The organism is Sphingomonas donggukensis (assembly GCF_023674425.1).
Lineage (GTDB): Bacteria > Pseudomonadota > Alphaproteobacteria > Sphingomonadales > Sphingomonadaceae > Sphingomonas > Sphingomonas donggukensis.
In genome coordinates this window covers 751,842-768,641 of record NZ_CP098401.1, presented here as the reverse complement: position 1 = coordinate 768,641, position 16,800 = coordinate 751,842, and the positions used below count along the sequence as shown (strand labels likewise).

14 protein-coding genes are annotated in these 16,800 nt (G+C 67.0%); 7 read left to right on the top strand and 7 right to left on the bottom strand.

Annotated features, from left to right (window positions below):
* Positions 1-30: 30 nt before the first annotated feature.
* On the top strand, positions 31-1,338 hold the full coding sequence (locus M9980_RS03770; RefSeq protein WP_250753479.1) for a pectate lyase family protein: 1,308 nt from the start codon (positions 31-33) through the stop codon (positions 1,336-1,338).
* A 229-nt stretch (positions 1,339-1,567) separates the two neighbouring features.
* Here M9980_RS03770 and acs read toward each other — a convergent pair whose 3' ends face one another.
* The 3 genes from acs to M9980_RS03755 form a co-directional block, all read right to left on the bottom strand.
* Positions 1,568-3,499, bottom strand: a complete 1,932-nt coding sequence (gene acs / locus M9980_RS03765) for an acetate--CoA ligase (RefSeq protein WP_250753477.1) — start codon at positions 3,497-3,499, stop codon at positions 1,568-1,570.
* Positions 3,500-3,561: 62 nt separating this feature from the next.
* Complete coding sequence (locus M9980_RS03760) at positions 3,562-4,971, bottom strand: porin (RefSeq protein WP_250753475.1); 1,410 nt, start codon at positions 4,969-4,971, stop codon at positions 3,562-3,564.
* 112 nt (positions 4,972-5,083) lie between these two features.
* Positions 5,084-6,040, bottom strand: a complete 957-nt coding sequence (locus M9980_RS03755; protein ID WP_250753473.1) for a PQQ-dependent catabolism-associated beta-propeller protein — start codon at positions 6,038-6,040, stop codon at positions 5,084-5,086.
* A gap of 126 nt (positions 6,041-6,166) precedes the next feature.
* Here M9980_RS03755 and pedF point away from each other — a divergent pair, with 126 nt between their 5' ends.
* The 4 genes from pedF to M9980_RS03735 all read left to right on the top strand — a co-directional run bounded on the left by pedF (position 6,167) and on the right by M9980_RS03735 (position 10,129).
* A complete protein-coding gene (gene pedF / locus M9980_RS03750; RefSeq protein ID WP_250753471.1) occupies positions 6,167-6,619 on the top strand; it encodes a cytochrome c-550 PedF in 453 nt (150 codons plus the stop codon).
* Positions 6,620-6,633: 14 nt separating this feature from the next.
* Positions 6,634-7,479, top strand: a complete 846-nt coding sequence (locus M9980_RS03745) for a substrate-binding periplasmic protein (protein WP_250753469.1) — start codon at positions 6,634-6,636, stop codon at positions 7,477-7,479.
* A gap of 125 nt (positions 7,480-7,604) precedes the next feature.
* Positions 7,605-9,389, top strand: coding sequence for a methanol/ethanol family PQQ-dependent dehydrogenase (locus M9980_RS03740; protein WP_250753468.1), 1,785 nt, complete (start codon positions 7,605-7,607; stop codon positions 9,387-9,389).
* Positions 9,390-9,475: 86 nt separating this feature from the next.
* A complete protein-coding gene (locus M9980_RS03735; RefSeq protein ID WP_250753467.1) occupies positions 9,476-10,129 on the top strand; it encodes a response regulator in 654 nt (217 codons plus the stop codon).
* 279 nt (positions 10,130-10,408) lie between these two features.
* On the opposite strand, the gene M9980_RS03730 is transcribed toward M9980_RS03735, so the two are convergent.
* From M9980_RS03730 to adh, 4 genes are all read right to left on the bottom strand, one after another.
* The gene (locus M9980_RS03730; protein ID WP_250753466.1) at positions 10,409-12,652 is read right to left on the bottom strand and encodes a hybrid sensor histidine kinase/response regulator; all 2,244 of its coding nucleotides are present in this window, start codon (positions 12,650-12,652) and stop codon (positions 10,409-10,411) included.
* A complete protein-coding gene (locus M9980_RS03725; protein ID WP_250753465.1) occupies positions 12,649-13,791 on the bottom strand; it encodes an FIST N-terminal domain-containing protein in 1,143 nt (380 codons plus the stop codon). The genes M9980_RS03730 and M9980_RS03725 overlap by 4 nt, the downstream gene beginning before the upstream one ends.
* Positions 13,792-13,830: 39 nt before the next feature.
* Positions 13,831-14,220, bottom strand: coding sequence for a DUF779 domain-containing protein (locus M9980_RS03720; RefSeq protein WP_250753464.1), 390 nt, complete (start codon positions 14,218-14,220; stop codon positions 13,831-13,833).
* Between the two features lie 88 nt (positions 14,221-14,308).
* Complete coding sequence (gene adh / locus M9980_RS03715) at positions 14,309-15,829, bottom strand: aldehyde dehydrogenase (protein ID WP_250753463.1); 1,521 nt, start codon at positions 15,827-15,829, stop codon at positions 14,309-14,311.
* Positions 15,830-15,999: 170 nt separating this feature from the next.
* Here adh and M9980_RS03710 point away from each other — a divergent pair, with 170 nt between their 5' ends.
* Both M9980_RS03710 and M9980_RS03705 read left to right on the top strand, forming a co-directional pair.
* Entirely contained in the window at positions 16,000-16,437 is a 438-nt protein-coding gene (locus M9980_RS03710) for a pseudoazurin (protein WP_250753462.1), read from the top strand.
* Positions 16,434-16,736: an EthD family reductase gene (locus tag M9980_RS03705; RefSeq protein WP_250753461.1), complete on the top strand. Its 303-nt coding sequence runs from the start codon at positions 16,434-16,436 to the stop codon at positions 16,734-16,736. Before M9980_RS03710 ends, M9980_RS03705 begins: the two co-directional genes overlap by 4 nt.
* The last annotated feature ends 64 nt before the right edge of the window (positions 16,737-16,800 follow it).

Here is a 16,800-nt window from a genome sequence, read left to right as displayed (position 1 = left end):
GCTCTCCCGGAAAGAGGAGAGGCTTTACCCATGATCCTGCTCGCGCTGCTGGCCGCACAAGCCGCCCCGGTCGTCGCCTTCCCGGGTGCGGAGGGTGCAGGGTGGCTGTCGCTCGGCGGGCGCGGCGGACGGGTGATCCACGTCACGACCCTCGCCGACGACGGCCCCGGCTCGCTGCGCGCCGCCGTGGAGGCCAAGGGGCCGCGCACGGTGATCTTCGACCTGTCGGGCACGATCGCCCTCACGCGCGAACTGAAGATTCGCGAGCCCCGCATCACCATCGCAGGCCAGACCGCGCCCGGCGACGGCATCACGCTGCGCGACCACAGCCTGGTCGTCGCCGCCGACGACGTGGTCATCCGCTACATCCGCTCCCGCCTGGGCAACGTGTCGCGAAGCCAGGAGGATGCGATCACCGTCACCGCGGGGCGGCGCATCATCCTCGATCACGTCTCGGCCAGTTGGTCGGTCGACGAAACGCTCTCCGCGTCCGCCAACTACAAGGACGCGAGCCAGGGTTGGTACGACCTGACCGTACAATGGTCGATCATCGCCAATTCGCTGCGCCGGTCGGGGCATGTGAAGGGCGACCACGGCTATGGGAGCCTGATCCGCGGCGGTCGCGGGGCGAAGGCGTCGTGGCACCACAACCTCTGGGCGAACCACGCCGCGCGCATGCCGCGCCCCGGCAATTACGACGGGCCGCAGGTCGATCCCGTCGGCGCCAGCTTCGATTTCCGCTCGAACATATTCTACAATTGGGGCGGCACGCACGCGGGCTACGACGCCGACACCGCCGCGCTGGTGCGCTACAATTTCATCGATAACGTCTATCTGCCGGGCCCGGACAGCAGGGGCCGCTACGCCTTCGACGAAAGCAACACGCTGGCGCGCGGCTATTTCGCGGGCAATAGCATGGCCGGCCAGACGCCGGCGGATCCGATGACCCTCGTCAAGGGCAGCATCGCCCCGAACTGGCGCCTCTCCGCCCCGGTCGAGGTCGCCCCGGTCACCGCCGATCCGCGACCGTTGCAGGCCGTCCTCGCGAGGGCGGGCGCATCCAGAGCGCGCGACGCGATCGACACCGCCATAATCGCCGGCGTGCGCGACGGCAGCGGGCGTATCATCGACAGCCAGGACGACATGGGCGGCTGGCCCGCCCTCGCCTCCCGCCCCGCCCCCCGCGACACCGACCGCGACGGCATGCCCGATGCGTGGGAAAAGGCACATGGCCTTGACCCCGCGAAGGACGACAGCGCCGGCGACCGAAACCGGGACGGCTACACCAATCTGGAAGACTATCTCGACGCGCTGACACGCCCGGCGGGAGCGTCCTGAGACAGGTAAGTGGCGACGCGGTCAGTCTCTTGCGTTGCAGCGATGACCTGGCCTCGACGCCTCGGCGCGTAATCTGGCACCATCCAGCCAGACGGCCTGTCTTGCAGGTTTGATTATCGACAAGATCGAAGTGTTTGCGGATCTTGGCGTGGACGCTTCAGGCACGCGGTTGTCGACGCAGCCACCCCGGTGCCGCTGGTGAGGCACCGCTAGAGGGGACAGCTGGCATTCACTGCCGCTCGGCGACCAGCGATTCCACTACCGACGGATCGGCGAGCGTGCTGATGTCGCCCAGCGACGACGTGTCGCCCTCGGCGATCTTGCGCAGGATGCGGCGCATGATCTTGCCCGAGCGGGTCTTGGGCAGGCCGGGGGCGAACTGGATGGCGTCAGGCGTGGCGATCGGACCGATTTCGGTGCGGACCCACGCTCGCAAGGTCTGGCGCAATTCATCCGACGCCGCCTCTCCGGCGTTCAGTGTGACATAGGCGTAGATGCCCTGGCCCTTCACGTCGTGCGGCATGCCGACGACTGCGGCTTCGGCGACCTTGGGGTGGAGGACCAGCGCGCTTTCGACCTCGGCGGTACCCATTCTGTGGCCGCTAACGTTGATGACGTCGTCGACCCGGCCGGTGATCCAGTAATAGCCGTCCTCGTCGCGGCGGCACCCGTCTCCGGTAAAATATTTGCCCGGATAGGTCGTAAAATAGGTCTGGAAGAAGCGGTCGTGGTCGCCCCACAACGTCCGCATCTGCCCCGGCCAGCTGTCCGCGATCACCAGATTGCCTTCGCACGCACCGCTGAGCACCTGCCCCTCGGCATCGACGATCTCGGGCAGCACGCCCGGTAGCGGCTTCGTCGCGCTGCCCGGTTTCAGGTCGGTCGCACCGGGCAGCGGTGCGATCAGCATCCCCCCGGTCTCGGTCTGCCACCAGGTATCGACGATCGGGCAGCGCCGGTCGCCCACGACGCGGTGATACCATTCCCATGCTTCGGGATTGATCGGCTCGCCGACGCTGCCGAGCAGCCGGAGCGACGCGCGTGACGACGCCGTCACCCAATCCTCGCCCTCGCGCATCAGCGCACGGATCGCGGTTGGCGCGGTGTAGAAGATCGTCACACCCAGCAGGTCGATCGTCTTCCAGAAGCGCCCGTGATCTGGATAATTGGGCACGCCGTCAAACATGACAGTCGTCGCGCCATTGGCCAGCGGGCCATAGACGACATAGCTGTGCCCGGTGACCCAGCCGACATCGGCGGTACACCAGAATATGTCGCCGTCGCGGTGATCGAACACGTCGCGGAACGTCGTCGTCACCCACACCAGATAGCCGCCGGTGGTGTGGACGACGCCCTTGGGCTTGCCGGTCGAGCCGCTGGTGTAGAGGATAAACAGCGGGTCTTCGGCGCCCATCGCCTCGGGTGCGCAATCGGGTGCGGCGGTGGCCATCTCGACATCCCACCACCGGTCGCGCCCCTCGACCATCGTCACCGCTCCGCCGGTGCGGCGGACGACGATGACATCCGAGACACCTGGGCAATTGGCGACTGCGCGGTCGACATTGGCCTTCAGCGGCACGCGCTTGCCCCCGCGGCACCCCTCGTCGGCGGTAACCACCAGCCGCACGTCGCAGTCGCGCAGCCGGTCGGCCAGGCTGTCAGGGGAAAAGCCGCCGAACACGATCGTGTGGATCGCGCCGATGCGGGTACAGGCGAGCATCGCCACCGCCGCCTCGACGATCATCGGCAGGTACAGCGCGACCCTGTCGCCGCGCCGCACGCCGCGGCCTTTCAGGACGTTGGCGAAACGGCAGACCTCGGCGTGCAACTCGCGGTAGGTGATGCGGCGCGTCTCACCCGGCTCGTCGCCCTCCCACAGGATCGCGACCTGATCGCCGCGCGTCGCGAGGTGGCGGTCCAGGCAATTGGCCGACACGTTCAGCGTTCCGTCGGCGAACCAGCGGATGCCGAAATCGCCCTCGTCGAACGACGTCGCCTTCGCGCGGGTGTACGGCGTGATCCAGTCGAGGCACTGCCCCTCCGCCATCCAGTAGCTTTCGGGATTTGCGGCGGCGCTGGCGACGCGGTGGTCGTATTCGGCGCGGTCGATGCGCGCCCGTGCCGCGACCTCGGGCGGAACGGGATAGACCGCGCCTGTCATCACATGTGCCTTTCAAGGAAACGGTCGCGCATCGCAGGGACGCGCGACCGCAAGGTGGGGGATCAGAAGAACAGGATGGCGCCGGCGGCGATCGCATCCGAATCCGCGTCGTTGCCGTTGTGCGCCTTCGACTTGGTGTGGGTATATTCGCCGATCAGCGTGACCCAGCTGGTCAGGCCGTACCGCAGCTGGCCGACATAGCTTTCGTTGCTGCGCACCAGGTTCGACACCGCCTCGCCATTGGCGCGGTCGAGGTTCGACTTGCCATAGCTGGCGCCCGCGGTGAACTTTCCGAACCCGGCGGTCCCCTGGACGTAGAAGCCATCGCTGTCGCGCTTGCGGCCCAATGCGTCGGTCGACAGCAGGAACAGGCCGATCGTGCCGACGCCGGTGCCGGTGTAGTAATAGCCGGTCAGGCCGAAGTTGGCGTAGCTGAGCTTCGCGCCGAAATCGATCGCCCGCCCCGTGTACTCGGGCAGCGCACCGACCGCGTCATGCTTCTGGACGAGCCCGCTGACCCACGCATGCGCGCCAAAACCGCCGTCCACCGGCACCATGTCGTAGGTGATCTTCGCCTGGAAACCGGGCGATCCGTTGACTTCGCTGCGGCCGATCGTGGTCAGTGGCTGGAAGATGCCCGCGGCGAACTGGAGCCCGCCGAACTTGGGGCTGGAATAGGTGATCTGCGGCTGGAAGTCAGTGTAGATATACCCAAGGCCGATCCGACCGAGCGACGTGTTCGACGGCGCGGCATTGCCAGATGCGGTGCCGACCGCCAGCAACGTGATGTCGTTCAAGATCGCATCCGACCCGAACAGGCCGATGTCGCGACCGATCTTCACTTCACCAAAATTGGGTTTGCCGAACGTCAGATAGGTCTGGCGAGCGTCGATGCCGGTCGTCTGCAACGCCTGCGGCGCGCCCGCGCCGTTGGCGCCGGAATTGCCGAGCCCGCTGTTGATCCCCGGGTACAGGCCGAAATGCGCGCCGACGTCCCAGCCGCCCTGGTTGGTCGTCACGTCGAACTTGATGAAGCCGGGCAGCAGGCCGTTGCGCACCGACGACGTCTGGTTGTCGACCGTCGCCAGCCCCCCGGCCACGGTATTGGCCGCGGTCGCCGCATCGCCGTTGTCGTGGACGTAGAAGCCGTTGACCGATCCCGACACCTTGAACGCCACGTCGCCGATCATGATGCCGACGCCCGAATCCATCGTCCGCACCTGCTTCTTGTCGTCCAGCCGCTCGGCGGCGGCCTGTTGCGGGGCCTCGGCGGAATTGGTCGCGGCGACCGTGTTCGCCTGGGTCGCCTTGCGCGCCAGCAGCGCCTCATATTCCTCGTCGCTCAGGATGCCCTTTTCCTTGAGCTTCAACAGCAGCGCGTCGGTCGCATCCTGCGCATAGGCCGGCGTCGCGGTGGCGCAGAGCAGCGCGCTCGCGGCGGCGGCGCTGAGCAGCTTGCCAAATCGCTTCATGATTTCCTCCCCTTATGGTCAGGTCCAGCGCGATGCGCGGCCGTGGCCAAAGGCTGGGGGAAGCGGGGGTGAAACGAAATTGGACTTTAGGGCCGGGGTCCGCGCGCCAGATTCACGGAGCTATGGCGACGCCCCAAGGGGCGATGCCGGCGGGAATAGTCGCCAACACCTTCGCCGCGGCGATATCGATCACCGACACGTCGTTCGAAAGTCCATTGGCCGCGAACGCGCGGGCGCCGTCCGGCGTAATGGCCAAGTGCCAGACGCGCCGTCCGACCGGGACATAAGAGGTCACCTTGCGCGTCGCGACGTCGACGATCGCGACCGTATTGGCGCGCCCCAGCGCTACGAGCGCGGTCTTCTGGTCGGGGGTGAATCGCACGCCCACGGGCAGGATCTGCGCCGCGTTCACGCCCGGCGGCGCGAAGGTGATCGTCTCCACGACCTTGCGCGTGGCGGGGTCGACGATCTGCAAGGTGCCGCCGATTTCCGCGGTGACCCACAAAGCCTTGCCATCCTTGGTGAATTCGGCGTGGCGCGGGCGGTCGTCGACTGGGGTCACGCCGACCTCCTTCTGCGCGGCGATGTCGATCCAGTGCAGCGCATTGTCGGTTTCCGCAGTCGATACCGCGAAGCGCCCGTCGGGGCTGACCGCCATGCCCTCCGGCTCGACGCCGACGACAACCTGGAAGGCGACCTTGCGCCCAACCACGTCGATCGCGGTGACGGTCGCATCACGCTCGTTGGAGGCGAACAGCAGTTTCCCGTCCGGCGACAGCGCGAACGTCTCCGGATCCTCGCCGGAGGGCAGGTCGGCGATCACCCGACCGGTCGCGCGGTCGATCACCTGCACCGCATTCTCGTCGCTGGCGCAGACGTACAGCTGCTTCCCGTCGCGCGACAGGATGATGCCGCGCGGGCGCTTGCCGACCGGCCACGTCGCCACCGTCTTCAGCGTGGCGGCATCGATGACGGTGATCGAATTGCCCTTCTCGTTCGAGACATAGACGGTTTCGGCGACAGCCGGCGTGGCGACCGCGGCGAGCAGCAGGGCGAGGGTGATGCGCATGCCGTGACGATAGCGCCAATCGTGCGGCCCCGCCCGTCATACCAAAGTTCAATAGGCCGGTCCGCGCCGCGCTCTAGGGTTTCGCTCGATGATCGCCGGGTTCCGGCTTGTGAGAGGGTGTGCCTGATGTCGAGACTTGTATCGCGGTGCGTGCTCGCCGCCTCGATCGCGCTGGCGGGGGCGTCGATCGCGTCCAATCTGCGCGCGCACGGCAACGTGACCCCGCAGGCCGTCAACACAACTGCGCTCCCTGATATCAAGCCGGGCAACGACACCTGGATCAAGGTGAACCCGTATCGCGCCGATCCCAAGGTCGCCGCGGTCGCCGCCAAGATCGGCGAAAGCGCTTACGGCGGTAACTGCGCACGCTGCCACGGGCTGGAGGCGATTTCGGGCGGGATCGCCCCCGATCTGCGCTACCTCGACAAGGGCGAGGCCGGCGATGAATGGTTCATCCAGCGGTACCAGCATGGCTCGGTTCGCGACGGCAAGGTCTATATGCCCGCGATGGGCGACACGCTGGGGCAGAAGGCCGGGTGGGCGATCCGCACCTGGCTCGACACCAAGCACGAGGAATGAGGGCAACCGACACGATGGCAACGCGGCGCGGCCTGCTCGGTGGGGCGCTCGCGTTCGCCTGTCTTCCCCTGCCCGCGCGCTCGCGCAGCTTCGAAAAGCTGAAGGCCGAGGGCATTTTGCGCGTCGCGGTGTACCGCGACTTCGAGCCGTGGTCGTGGCGTGACGCGACCGGCAAGCTGAGCGGGATCGACGTCGACCTGGCCGGCGCGATCGCGCTGCAGCTTGGCCTGAAGCTGACCGTCGTCGATTTCCTGGCCGACGAGGATGTCGGCGACGACCTGCGCAACATGGTGTGGCGCGGGTCGCTGGTCGGCGGCGACGTGTACGACGTGATGATGCACGTGCCGGTCGATCGCGCCTTCGCCAAGGAGAACGACCGCGCGGTGATCGGCGCGCCATATTACCGCGAAGGGTTCCTGATGGCGTGCGGCCTCGACACCGATTGCGAGGTGCCTCCGCCGCAGTTGAAGGGCCGAAAGCTTGCCGCGGAGCTCGACAGCATTCCCGATTTCTATCTGTCGGGCAGTTTCGGCGGCGTGCTGCGCGGCGATGTGTCGCACCTGATGAGCGGCGCCGCGGCGATCGATGCGGTCAAGCAGGGCAAGGCCGACGCCGTGCTGGCGACGCGCGCGCAGGTCGAACATGCGATGACGTCGGGCGCGGAGCGGATGAAGGTGCGCAAGGGGCCGCTGCCCGCACTCCCCAGCCCCGGCTGGGACGTCGGCGTGGCGGTGAAGGACGACGCCCGCGACCTTGCCGACCAGCTCGACCAGATGATGGCGACGTTCCGCAAGGACGGGACGGTCGATGCGATCCTGCGCCGCTACGGCGTCACCCCGCACGGGCCGCTTTCGGTCTGACGAGCGGGAGCCTCGGCCGGGCTTGATCGAAGGTCCAATTTGGCCGTGGCGACTCTCGGACTATTCTCGTGAAATAATCCGGTCAGTCCGTTCGGGCCGCGACCAAAACCAGGGGAGAGGACATCATGACATTGCGCATCACCCGCACCGCGGCCTTGTTCGCCAGCGCGGCGTTGCTGACGACGGCACCGCTGTTCGCGGCATCCGAGGAGAACACGGCCCCCGCTCCCGCCGCGCCTGCCGCCGTCACCGCCGCAGGCCCGACCGACGCCGACCTGATGAACGACGCCAACACCCCGGGCGACATCCTGACGTATGGCATGGGTCCGAAGGGCCAGCGCTTCAGCCCGCTGACCACGATCAACGCATCGAACGTCGGGCGCATGGTCCCCGCCTTCTCGGCGAGCCTCGGCGGCGAGAAGCAGCGCGGCCAGGAATCGCAGCCGATCGTGTACGACGGCATCATCTACGTCACCGGCAGCTACAGCCGCCTGTTCGCGTTCGATGCGAAGACCGGCGAGGAACTGTGGCAATATGACGCCCGCCTGCCCGACGGCATCATGCCGTGCTGCGACGTCGTCAATCGCGGCGCCGCGATCTTCGGCGACAAGATCATCTTCGGCACACTCGACGCGCACATGGTCGCGCTCAACCGCAAGACCGGCAAGGTCATCTGGAACAAGACGCTCGCCGCCTACGACGCCGGCTACAGCTTCACCGCCGCGCCGATGATCGTGAAGGGCAAGGTGATCTACGGCAACTCGGGCGGCGAATTCGGCATCGTTGGCAAGGTCGAGGCCCGCGACGTCAACACCGGCGAGCTGCTCTGGTCCCGCCCGACGATCGAGGGCCACATGGGCATGGGCGCCGACGGCAAGCCGACGACGATGACCGGCAAGCTGAACGCCTCGTGGCAGGGCGACCAGTGGAAGAACGGCGGCGGCGCGACGTGGCTCGGCGGCACCTATGATCCGGACACCAACCTGGTGTTCATCGGCACCGGCAATCCCGCGCCGTGGAACAGCCACCTGCGCCCCGGCAACAACCTCTATACCTCGTCCACGCTGGCGATCGATCCCGATACCGGCGTCATCAAATGGCATTACCAGACGACCCCGCACGACGGCTGGGACTTCGACGGGGTGAACGAATTCATCCCGTTCGACATGGGCGGGCGTAAACTCGGCGCGAAGGCCGATCGCAACGGCTATTTCTTCGTGCTCGACCGCACCAACGGCCAGTTCGTATCGGCCAACCCGTTCGTCAGCAAGACGACGTGGGCGACCGGCTTCGACAAGTCGGGCAAGCCGATGTACGACCCCGCCAACCGTCCCGGCCCGCCGAGCGCGGAAAAGGGGACGACGGTATTCTCGGCGCCATCGTTCCTGGGCGGCAAGAACTGGATGCCGATGGCCTACAGCCAGCAGACCAACATGTTCTACATCCCCAGCAACGAATGGGGCATGGACATCTGGAACGAACCGATCGCCTACAAGAAGGGCGCGGCGTATCTGGGCGCGGGCTTCACCATCAAGCCGCTGTATGACGACCATATCGGCGTGCTGCGCGCGATGGACCCCAAGACCGGCAAGATCGCCTGGGAATACAAGAACAAGGCGCCGCTGTGGGGCGGCGTCCTCGTCACTGCCGGCAACCTGGTCTTCACCGGCACGCCGGAGGGCTATCTGAAGGCGTTCGATGCCAAGACCGGCAAGGAACTGTGGAAGTTCAACACGGGGTCGGGCGTGGTCGGGTCGCCAGTCACCTGGTCCGACGGCGGCGAGCAATATGTCGCGGTCATGTCCGGCTGGGGCGGCGCAGTGCCGCTGTGGGGCGGCGAGGTCGCCAAGGCGGTGCAGCACATCAACCAGGGCGGCGCGCTCTGGGTGTTCAAGCTGCCGAAGTCGTGATCGCGGGCGGAGGGGTGTCGGCAACGGCACCCCTTCACCCTGCGGGCCATCCCGCGCTACACCCGCTGTCGGGGGAGAGCGAACGCGTGGAACGAGTCCTGATCGTCGACGATCATCCGCTGGTCCGGGACGGCCTGCGCACCGTGATCGCCGTCGCGTTCGACCGCACCGAACTGTTCGAAGCCTCCTCGATCGCGGAAGCGGTCGCCATCATCGAGCGCGAGGGCGATTTCGACATCGTCCTGCTCGACCTGAACATGCCCGACGCCGAAGGATTCTCGGGCCTGTCGATGCTCCGCGCACGTTTTCCCTCCGTCCCGATCGTGATCGTGTCGGGCGCGGTCGAAAGCGGACTGGTCTCCGCGGCTATCGCGCATGGTGCCGCCGGCTTCATCCCGAAATCGCTGAAGCGCAGCGCGATCGTCGGCGCGATCCAGTCGATTCTGGCCGGCGACATCTTCCTGCCCGACGAATTCCGCCTGTCCGATGGCGCCGGTTCCGAAACCGACGACATCGCCCGCCGCATCGAAACGCTGACCCCGCAACAGACCGTCGTGCTGGGGCTGGTGGTGGCGGGCAAGCTCAACAAGCAGATCGCCTACGACCTCGACGTGTCGATGACGACGGTGAAGGCGCATGTGTCGGCGATCCTGGCGAAGCTGAACGTCTATAGCCGGACGCAGGCGGTGATCCTGGCGAACAAGGTGCATTTTACGGGGCCGACGACGCCGCGGTCCTGACCTGAGTATAGCCGTTCGCTTCGAGTAGGGATCGAGCTTGTCGAGAGCCCGTATCGAGAAGTACCCTCCATGAGGCACCAACCTCTCGATACGTCGTCTCGACAAGCTCGACGACTACTCGAGGCGAACGGGTGTAGGTCGGTTAGCAAACCACCACACCAGCCACCCCGCGGTCTCCGGACTTGCCCACCCGTTCGTGCTGAGCGAAGTCGAAGCACTTGTGAGACAGTGAGAGCCAGCCAAGGCCCTTCGACTTCGCTCAGGGCGAGCGGACTTGAGTCACCCGCTGGTCAAGCTCGTAATCAGCGCGCGCAGCTGGGCCGGCTTGACCGGCTTCTGCAGCACATGGAACCCCCGCGCGCTCAACTGGTCGCGCAGGGCCGGCATACGATCGGCGGTGATGATGACGACGGGCACGTCGCGTCCCAGGTGACGGCGCATCCCCAGCGCCTCGGCATCGCCGAGCGCGCCGTCGCCCAGATGATAGTCGATCAGGATCAGGTCGATCGCGGCGGTCTCGTCCGCAGCAAAAGCGCGTGCGCCGGCCCCGCTGAGCGCCGTCAGCACGCGGCAACCCCAGCCGCCGAGCAGCGCCTCCATACCCTCCAGAATGGTCGGTTCGTTGTCGATCACCAGGATCGCGCGCGCGCCGATCCCGCGCCGCTTGGCCGCGCAGCGCGGCGTCGCGCTGCGGATCCCGAATGCGGCGAGTGGCGCGGTGACCGCGAAGGTCGCGCCGCTGCCCAGGGCGCTGGTCACGTCGACGCGGTGGTCGAGCATCCGCGCCGCACGCTGGACGATCGCCAGCCCAAGCCCGATCCCGGGCGTCGCAGTAGCGCCGAGCCGGCGGAATTCGTCGAATATTTCGGCGTGGTGCGCGGGGTCGATGCCCGGACCGGTATCGCTGACCGCGATCGTGACCGCGCCGCCGGCACAGCGCGCCGACATCGTGACGGTCCCGGCGACCGTGTAGCGCAACGCGTTCGACAGAAAATTCTGCAGGATACGGCGCAACAGCCGCGGGTCGGATCGTACCCAGATGTCGGTCGCCTCGACGTCCAGCACCAGTCCGAGCTGGTCGGCCAGCATCTGATATTCGGCGCTGAGCGCGTGGAACACCTCGCCCAGCGGCACGTCCATGATCTCGGGCGTCACCGCGCCGGCATCGAGCTTCGAGATTTCCAACAGCGCCTCGAGCAGGTTCTCGATCGAATCGAGCGCCGATGCGGTCTGGCCGACCAGGTCGCGTGCAGGCCCGACGATGCGCCGTTCCTGGAGCGCGGAGACGAACAGTCGCGCGGCGTTCAGCGGCTGGAGCAGGTCGTGGCTGGCCGCGGCCAGGAACCGCGTCTTGGACAGATTGGCCTGTTCGGCCGCGGTCTTGGCGGCACGCATCGCGGCCTCCGCGGCGACCCGCTCGGACACCTGCTGCTGCAATTCGGCGGTGCGTTCGTCGACTCGGCGTTCGAGCGTCTCGTTGCTCTCGCGCAGTGCTTCGGCGGCGCGCAGGCGGTCGGACACGTCGTCGAACCCCATTACCATGCCGCCGCCGGGCATCGTCTGGCGCCGCACTTCCAGCGCGCGGCCGTCGGCCAGGTTGCGGATCGCCACGTGCTCGGTCTCGCCTTCGCCCAGCCAGCCGAGCGTATCGACCGCGTCGGCGCGCGGCATAACGTGCCTGCACCAGTCGACTAGCGCGGCGTGGCTGGCGATCTCGCGCCGCGCCTCCGCCGGGGTCAGCTTCAGGAACGCGAGCAGAGGGTCGTTCCACGCCAGCAGCATTCGGTTGCGGTCGAACAGGCACACGCCCTGCGGCATCGCGTCGAGCGTACCCTGCAGCACCAGCGCGCGTTCGGCGAGTTCGCGCGCGCGGTTGCGGGCGTCCTCGGCCTTGATGTCGGTGATGTCGGTATAGATGCCGACCACACCGCCTTCGCTCGTCCGGCGCTCGTTCACCTGGATCCAGCGCCCGTCGGCGAGCGCGATGACGTGCCCGCCCTCCGCCACCTGATGCAGCGCGACGCGTTCGGACACCCAGCGATCGGGCGCGACCATCGCGCCGAGCGACGCGCGGCTCTCCCCGATCTTGCCCGCGATGTCGCTGAAGCGGACGCCGGGCACGATCTGGTCGGCGATCTCGGGCCACAGCGACAGGTAGGTCTGGTTGCACAGCACCAGCCGGTCGTCGGCATCGAAGATCGCGAACCCTTCGTTCAGCGTTTCGATCGCGTCGCTCAACCGCTGGCGGGCGGCGTCGGCACCGTCACGGGCGTGGCCCAGCGCCGCGTTGCTGGCCGCCAGCTCGTCGAGCGCACGCTCCAGGTCGGCGGTGCGTTCCTGCACCTTGCCCTCCAGCGCGATCGCGGTCTCGAATACCGAGAATGCATTGCCCTGCAGATCGGTCGACCGCTCGACCCGGCTCATCAGCGAGGCGTTGATGCGCGTCAGCTTGGCGATCTTCGCCTCAAGCGCCGACAGTCGCGTGGCCGTGTCGCGGTCGCAGTCGAGGTCGCCGGCGATCACGACGACCGCCCGATCGCCAGGCCGGTGAAGGTCTGGTTGACGTGCAACGCGTGATATTGCTCGCCATAGGTGTTGAAGCCGACGACGCCCCGCCTGGAGAATAATTCCGACACGCGGCCCCGCAGCTGGCGCTGCTCGACCTCCACCGAATTCAGCACGCAGTCGAACCCCAGGATGCGCTCGACCCCGCCGACCGCGAGGTCGAGGTCGTCGAACAGCGTCTCGAGCCCCGCCATCACATTGTCCGCCTCGCCCAGCGTCAGCACGATGCCCTCGTCGATCGCGCAGTAGAAGGTCAGGCTGCCGTCGGGATTCGCGGTCTGGATCGAGCGGACGTAATATTCGCCGCCGGCGCGCACCATCGGTGGATGCGAGGCGAATACCGTTGGCGACAGGTCGGCGACGCGCGACCCGACGAGCCGGGCATATTCCTCGACCGCGGGTTCGGCGTTGATCTCGCGAACGATACGCAACGCGGTATCGGCGGCGGTGATGACCATCTTGGTCGCGCCGGGCCGGTAATGCTGCGCGCGGAATACCTTGAGCGGGCGCGAGGTCGACAGGATCGCCACGATCGCGGCGTCGCGGCGAAACCGCCCATCGTGGAGGACGAAGGTTTCCTTGAAGTCCAGTCCGTCGCCCGACGATCCGCCGATCAGCGGCACCTCGCCCAGCGCATCCTGCAGCGTCAGCGTCAGCATCTCCTCGCGGTGCGACAGGCCGTCGACCAGAAAGATCGCGGCGTGATTGGCGGGGCCGGCGAAGCCGCGCGTCGCGGCGTTGGCCTCCGCCACCAGTGACCGGGTCGCCTGCTGCGCGTGGCCGGCATCGAACCGGTCGAGATCCTCGAAACAATAGGCCGACAAGCGGAAATCGTCGGCGGGAAAGCCTATCGCGGTGATCGTTCCCTCGTCCAGACCGTCGGGCGTGATCTCCCCCGACGAGGTGCAGCCGACGATCGTGACGCCGTCCGATCGCATCGCGATCGCCGCCGACAGCGCGCCGAGCGGATAGCGGCTGGAGCAGAACAGGATGATGCCGGACAGGGCCGGCACATCGAGCTGGCCGAACAGGTCGCGGACCGCCAGTTCGGGGTCGTCGATGCGGGTGCACGCAACGCGGATCGGCTGGACGGTCACGCCGCAACTATGTCGTGCCGTGGCCGTGGCGTCACGCGCTCATTCGCCGCGTGGCGGCTCGCCCGCGGCATCGAGGGCATCGACCTCGGCATCGCTGAACACGCGGCTGCGCACGATGAAGCGCACCCCCTCCGGCCCCTCCAGCGAAAACCCTGCGCCGCGCCCCGGCACGACGTCGATCGTGACCTGCGTGTGACGCCAATATTCGAACTGCGCCGCACCGATCCAGACGGGCACGTCCCCCGCGATACGACCGAGCAGCACGTCCTGCCCGCCGACGCGGAATTCGCCCGACGGGTAGCACATCGGCGCCGAGCCGTCGCAGCATCCCCCGGACTGGTGGAACATCAGCGGCCCGTGGAGACCGGCGAGCCGCGCGATCATGGCATCGGCGGCGGGGGTGGACAGGATGCGTGGTGGCGTCGTCATGCGCGTGGCCTTCCAACGGAAAACGGCGGACCCGAAGGCCCGCCAGTCTGCCGCAAATCCGCGAGGTCGGAGATCACCCTCGCAGCGGTCAGAAGAAGCCCAATGCCTTGGGCGAATAGCTGACCAGCAGGTTCTTGGTCTGCTGGTAGTGATCGAGCATCATCTTGTGGTTCTCGCGCCCGATGCCCGACTGCTTGTAGCCGCCGAACGCCGCGTGGGCGGGATAGTGGTGGTAGCAGTTGGTCCACACGCGCCCGGCCTGGATGCCGCGGCCCATGCGGTATGCGGTGGTGCCGTTGCGCGACCATACGCCGGCGCCCAGGCCGTAGAGCGTGTCGTTGGCGATCGCGAGCGCGTCGGCCTCGTCCTTGAACGTGGTCACCGCGACGACGGGTCCAAAGATTTCCTCCTGGAACACGCGCATCGTGTTCTTGCCCTCGAGGATCGTCGGCTGGACGTAATATCCTTCCGCGAACTCGCCGTCGTGCAGCTTGCGCTCGCCGCCGGTCAGCACCTTCGCACCCTCGGCCTTGCCGATGTCGATGTACGACAGGATCTTCTCGAGCTGGTCGTTCGACGCCTGCGCGCCGATCATCGTCGTCGCGTCGAGCGGGCTGCCCATCTTGATCGCCTCGACCCGCTTGATCGCGCGTTCGATGAACTTGTCGTAGATCGATTCCTGGATCAGCGCGCGGCTGGGGCAAGTGCAGACCTCGCCCTGGTTCAGCGCGAACATCGCAAAGCCCTCAAGGCACTTGTCGAAATAATCGTCGTCGGCGTCCATCACGTCGGCGAAGAAGATGTTGGGGCTCTTGCCGCCCAGCTCCAGCGTGACCGGGATCAGGTTCTCGGTCGCGTACTGCATGATGAGGCGGCCGGTGGTCGTCTCGCCGGTGAACGCGATCTTGGCGATGCGCTTGTTCTGCGCCAGCGGCTTGCCCGCCTCGACGCCGAAGCCGTTGACGACGTTCAGCACGCCCGGCGGCAGCAGGTCGCCGATCACGTCCATCAGGACCATGATCGACATCGGCGTCTGCTCGGCGGGCTTCAGCACCACGCAATTGCCGGCGCCGAGTGCCGGCGCGAGCTTCCACACCGCCATCAGAATCGGGAAGTTCCACGGAATGATCTGGCCGACGACGCCCAGCGGCTCATGGAAATGATAGGCGATCGTGTCGTGGTCGATCTCGGAAATGCTGCCTTCCTGCGCGCGAACGCAGCCGGCGAAGTAGCGGAAATGGTCGATCGCCAGCGGCATGTCGGCATGGGTCGTCTCGCGGATCGGCTTGCCGTTGTCGATCGTCTCGACCATCGCCAGCAGGTCGAGCTTCTCCTCCATCCGGTCGGCGATCTTGTTCAGGATGTTGGCGCGCTCCGCCGGGCTGGTCTTACCCCACGCATCCTTTGCCTTGTGCGCGGCGTCCAGCGCGAGTTCGATATCCTCGGCGGTGCCGCGCGCGACCTGGCACACGGTCTTGCCGGTCACCGGCGACGGGTTGTCGAAATACTGGCCCTTCACCGGCGCGACCCATTGGCCGCCGATGTAATTGTCGTATTTCGGCCGGATCGCGATCTGGCCCTTCAGCTGATCGAGCGCCTGTTGCAGCATGGAACCTCTCCCTAGGAACTCTGAGCGGGCGGCGGTTCGCATGCCCCGCATCATGTCACCGCCGTTTCTCCGCCTCCGCGCGCGATAGCGCCATTGCACCAAAGGCTTATTGCGCGCGCACGCCGGTGCGGGCGTTAGGATGACGGACAAATTCGTGTGTGGAGAGTGCAATGAAGTCGATCGCTTTTGCCCTGGCCGGCCTAGCCATCACCGCGGCGACGCCGGCGCTGGCGAAGGACGTCGTCGTCCAGATGAAGAACCAGGGTGCCGGCGGCGCGATGGTGTTCGAGCCCGCGTTCGTGAAGGCCAATGTAGGCGACACCGTCCGCTTCGTTCCCACCGACATGTCGCACAATGCAGAGACGATCCCGACGATGCTGCCCGCCGGCGTCGCGCCGAGCGTGGGCGGCATGAACAAGGAATTCGTGCTGACCGTGACCAAGCCCGGCCTCTACGGCATCAAGTGCAAGCCGCACTTCTCGATGGGCATGGTCGCGCTGGTGCAGGTCGGTGCCGGCCCCTCGCCCAACCTCGCCGCAGCCCGCGCGGTCAAGCTGCCGCCGTTCGCCGCCAAGCGGATGACGCCGCTGCTGGGAATGGCAAAGTGAGCGCGGCGCTGCTGGTGACGTATCCGGCGACCGCAGGCGCGCGATTCGACCATGATTACTACCGCGAAACGCACCTGCCGCTGGTCGAAAGCGCGCTCCGTCCGCACGGCCTGACCAGCGCGGTGGCGCTGCGTCCGGAGGCCGAAGCGCCGCATCTGGCCGTGGCGATCCTGACCTTCGCCGACGCAGCGACGCGCGACGCGGCGCTCGGGTCGCCCGAGGCCGGGCCGGTGTTTGCGGATATCGCGAACTTCACCGATGTGGCGCCAGTGGCGACGCCGTGCGAGGTGGTGAGGTAGCTGGCGGCGAGCAACCGCTGATTCCGTCCCACTCACTCCAAAGTCCGTTCGCTTCGAGTAGGGA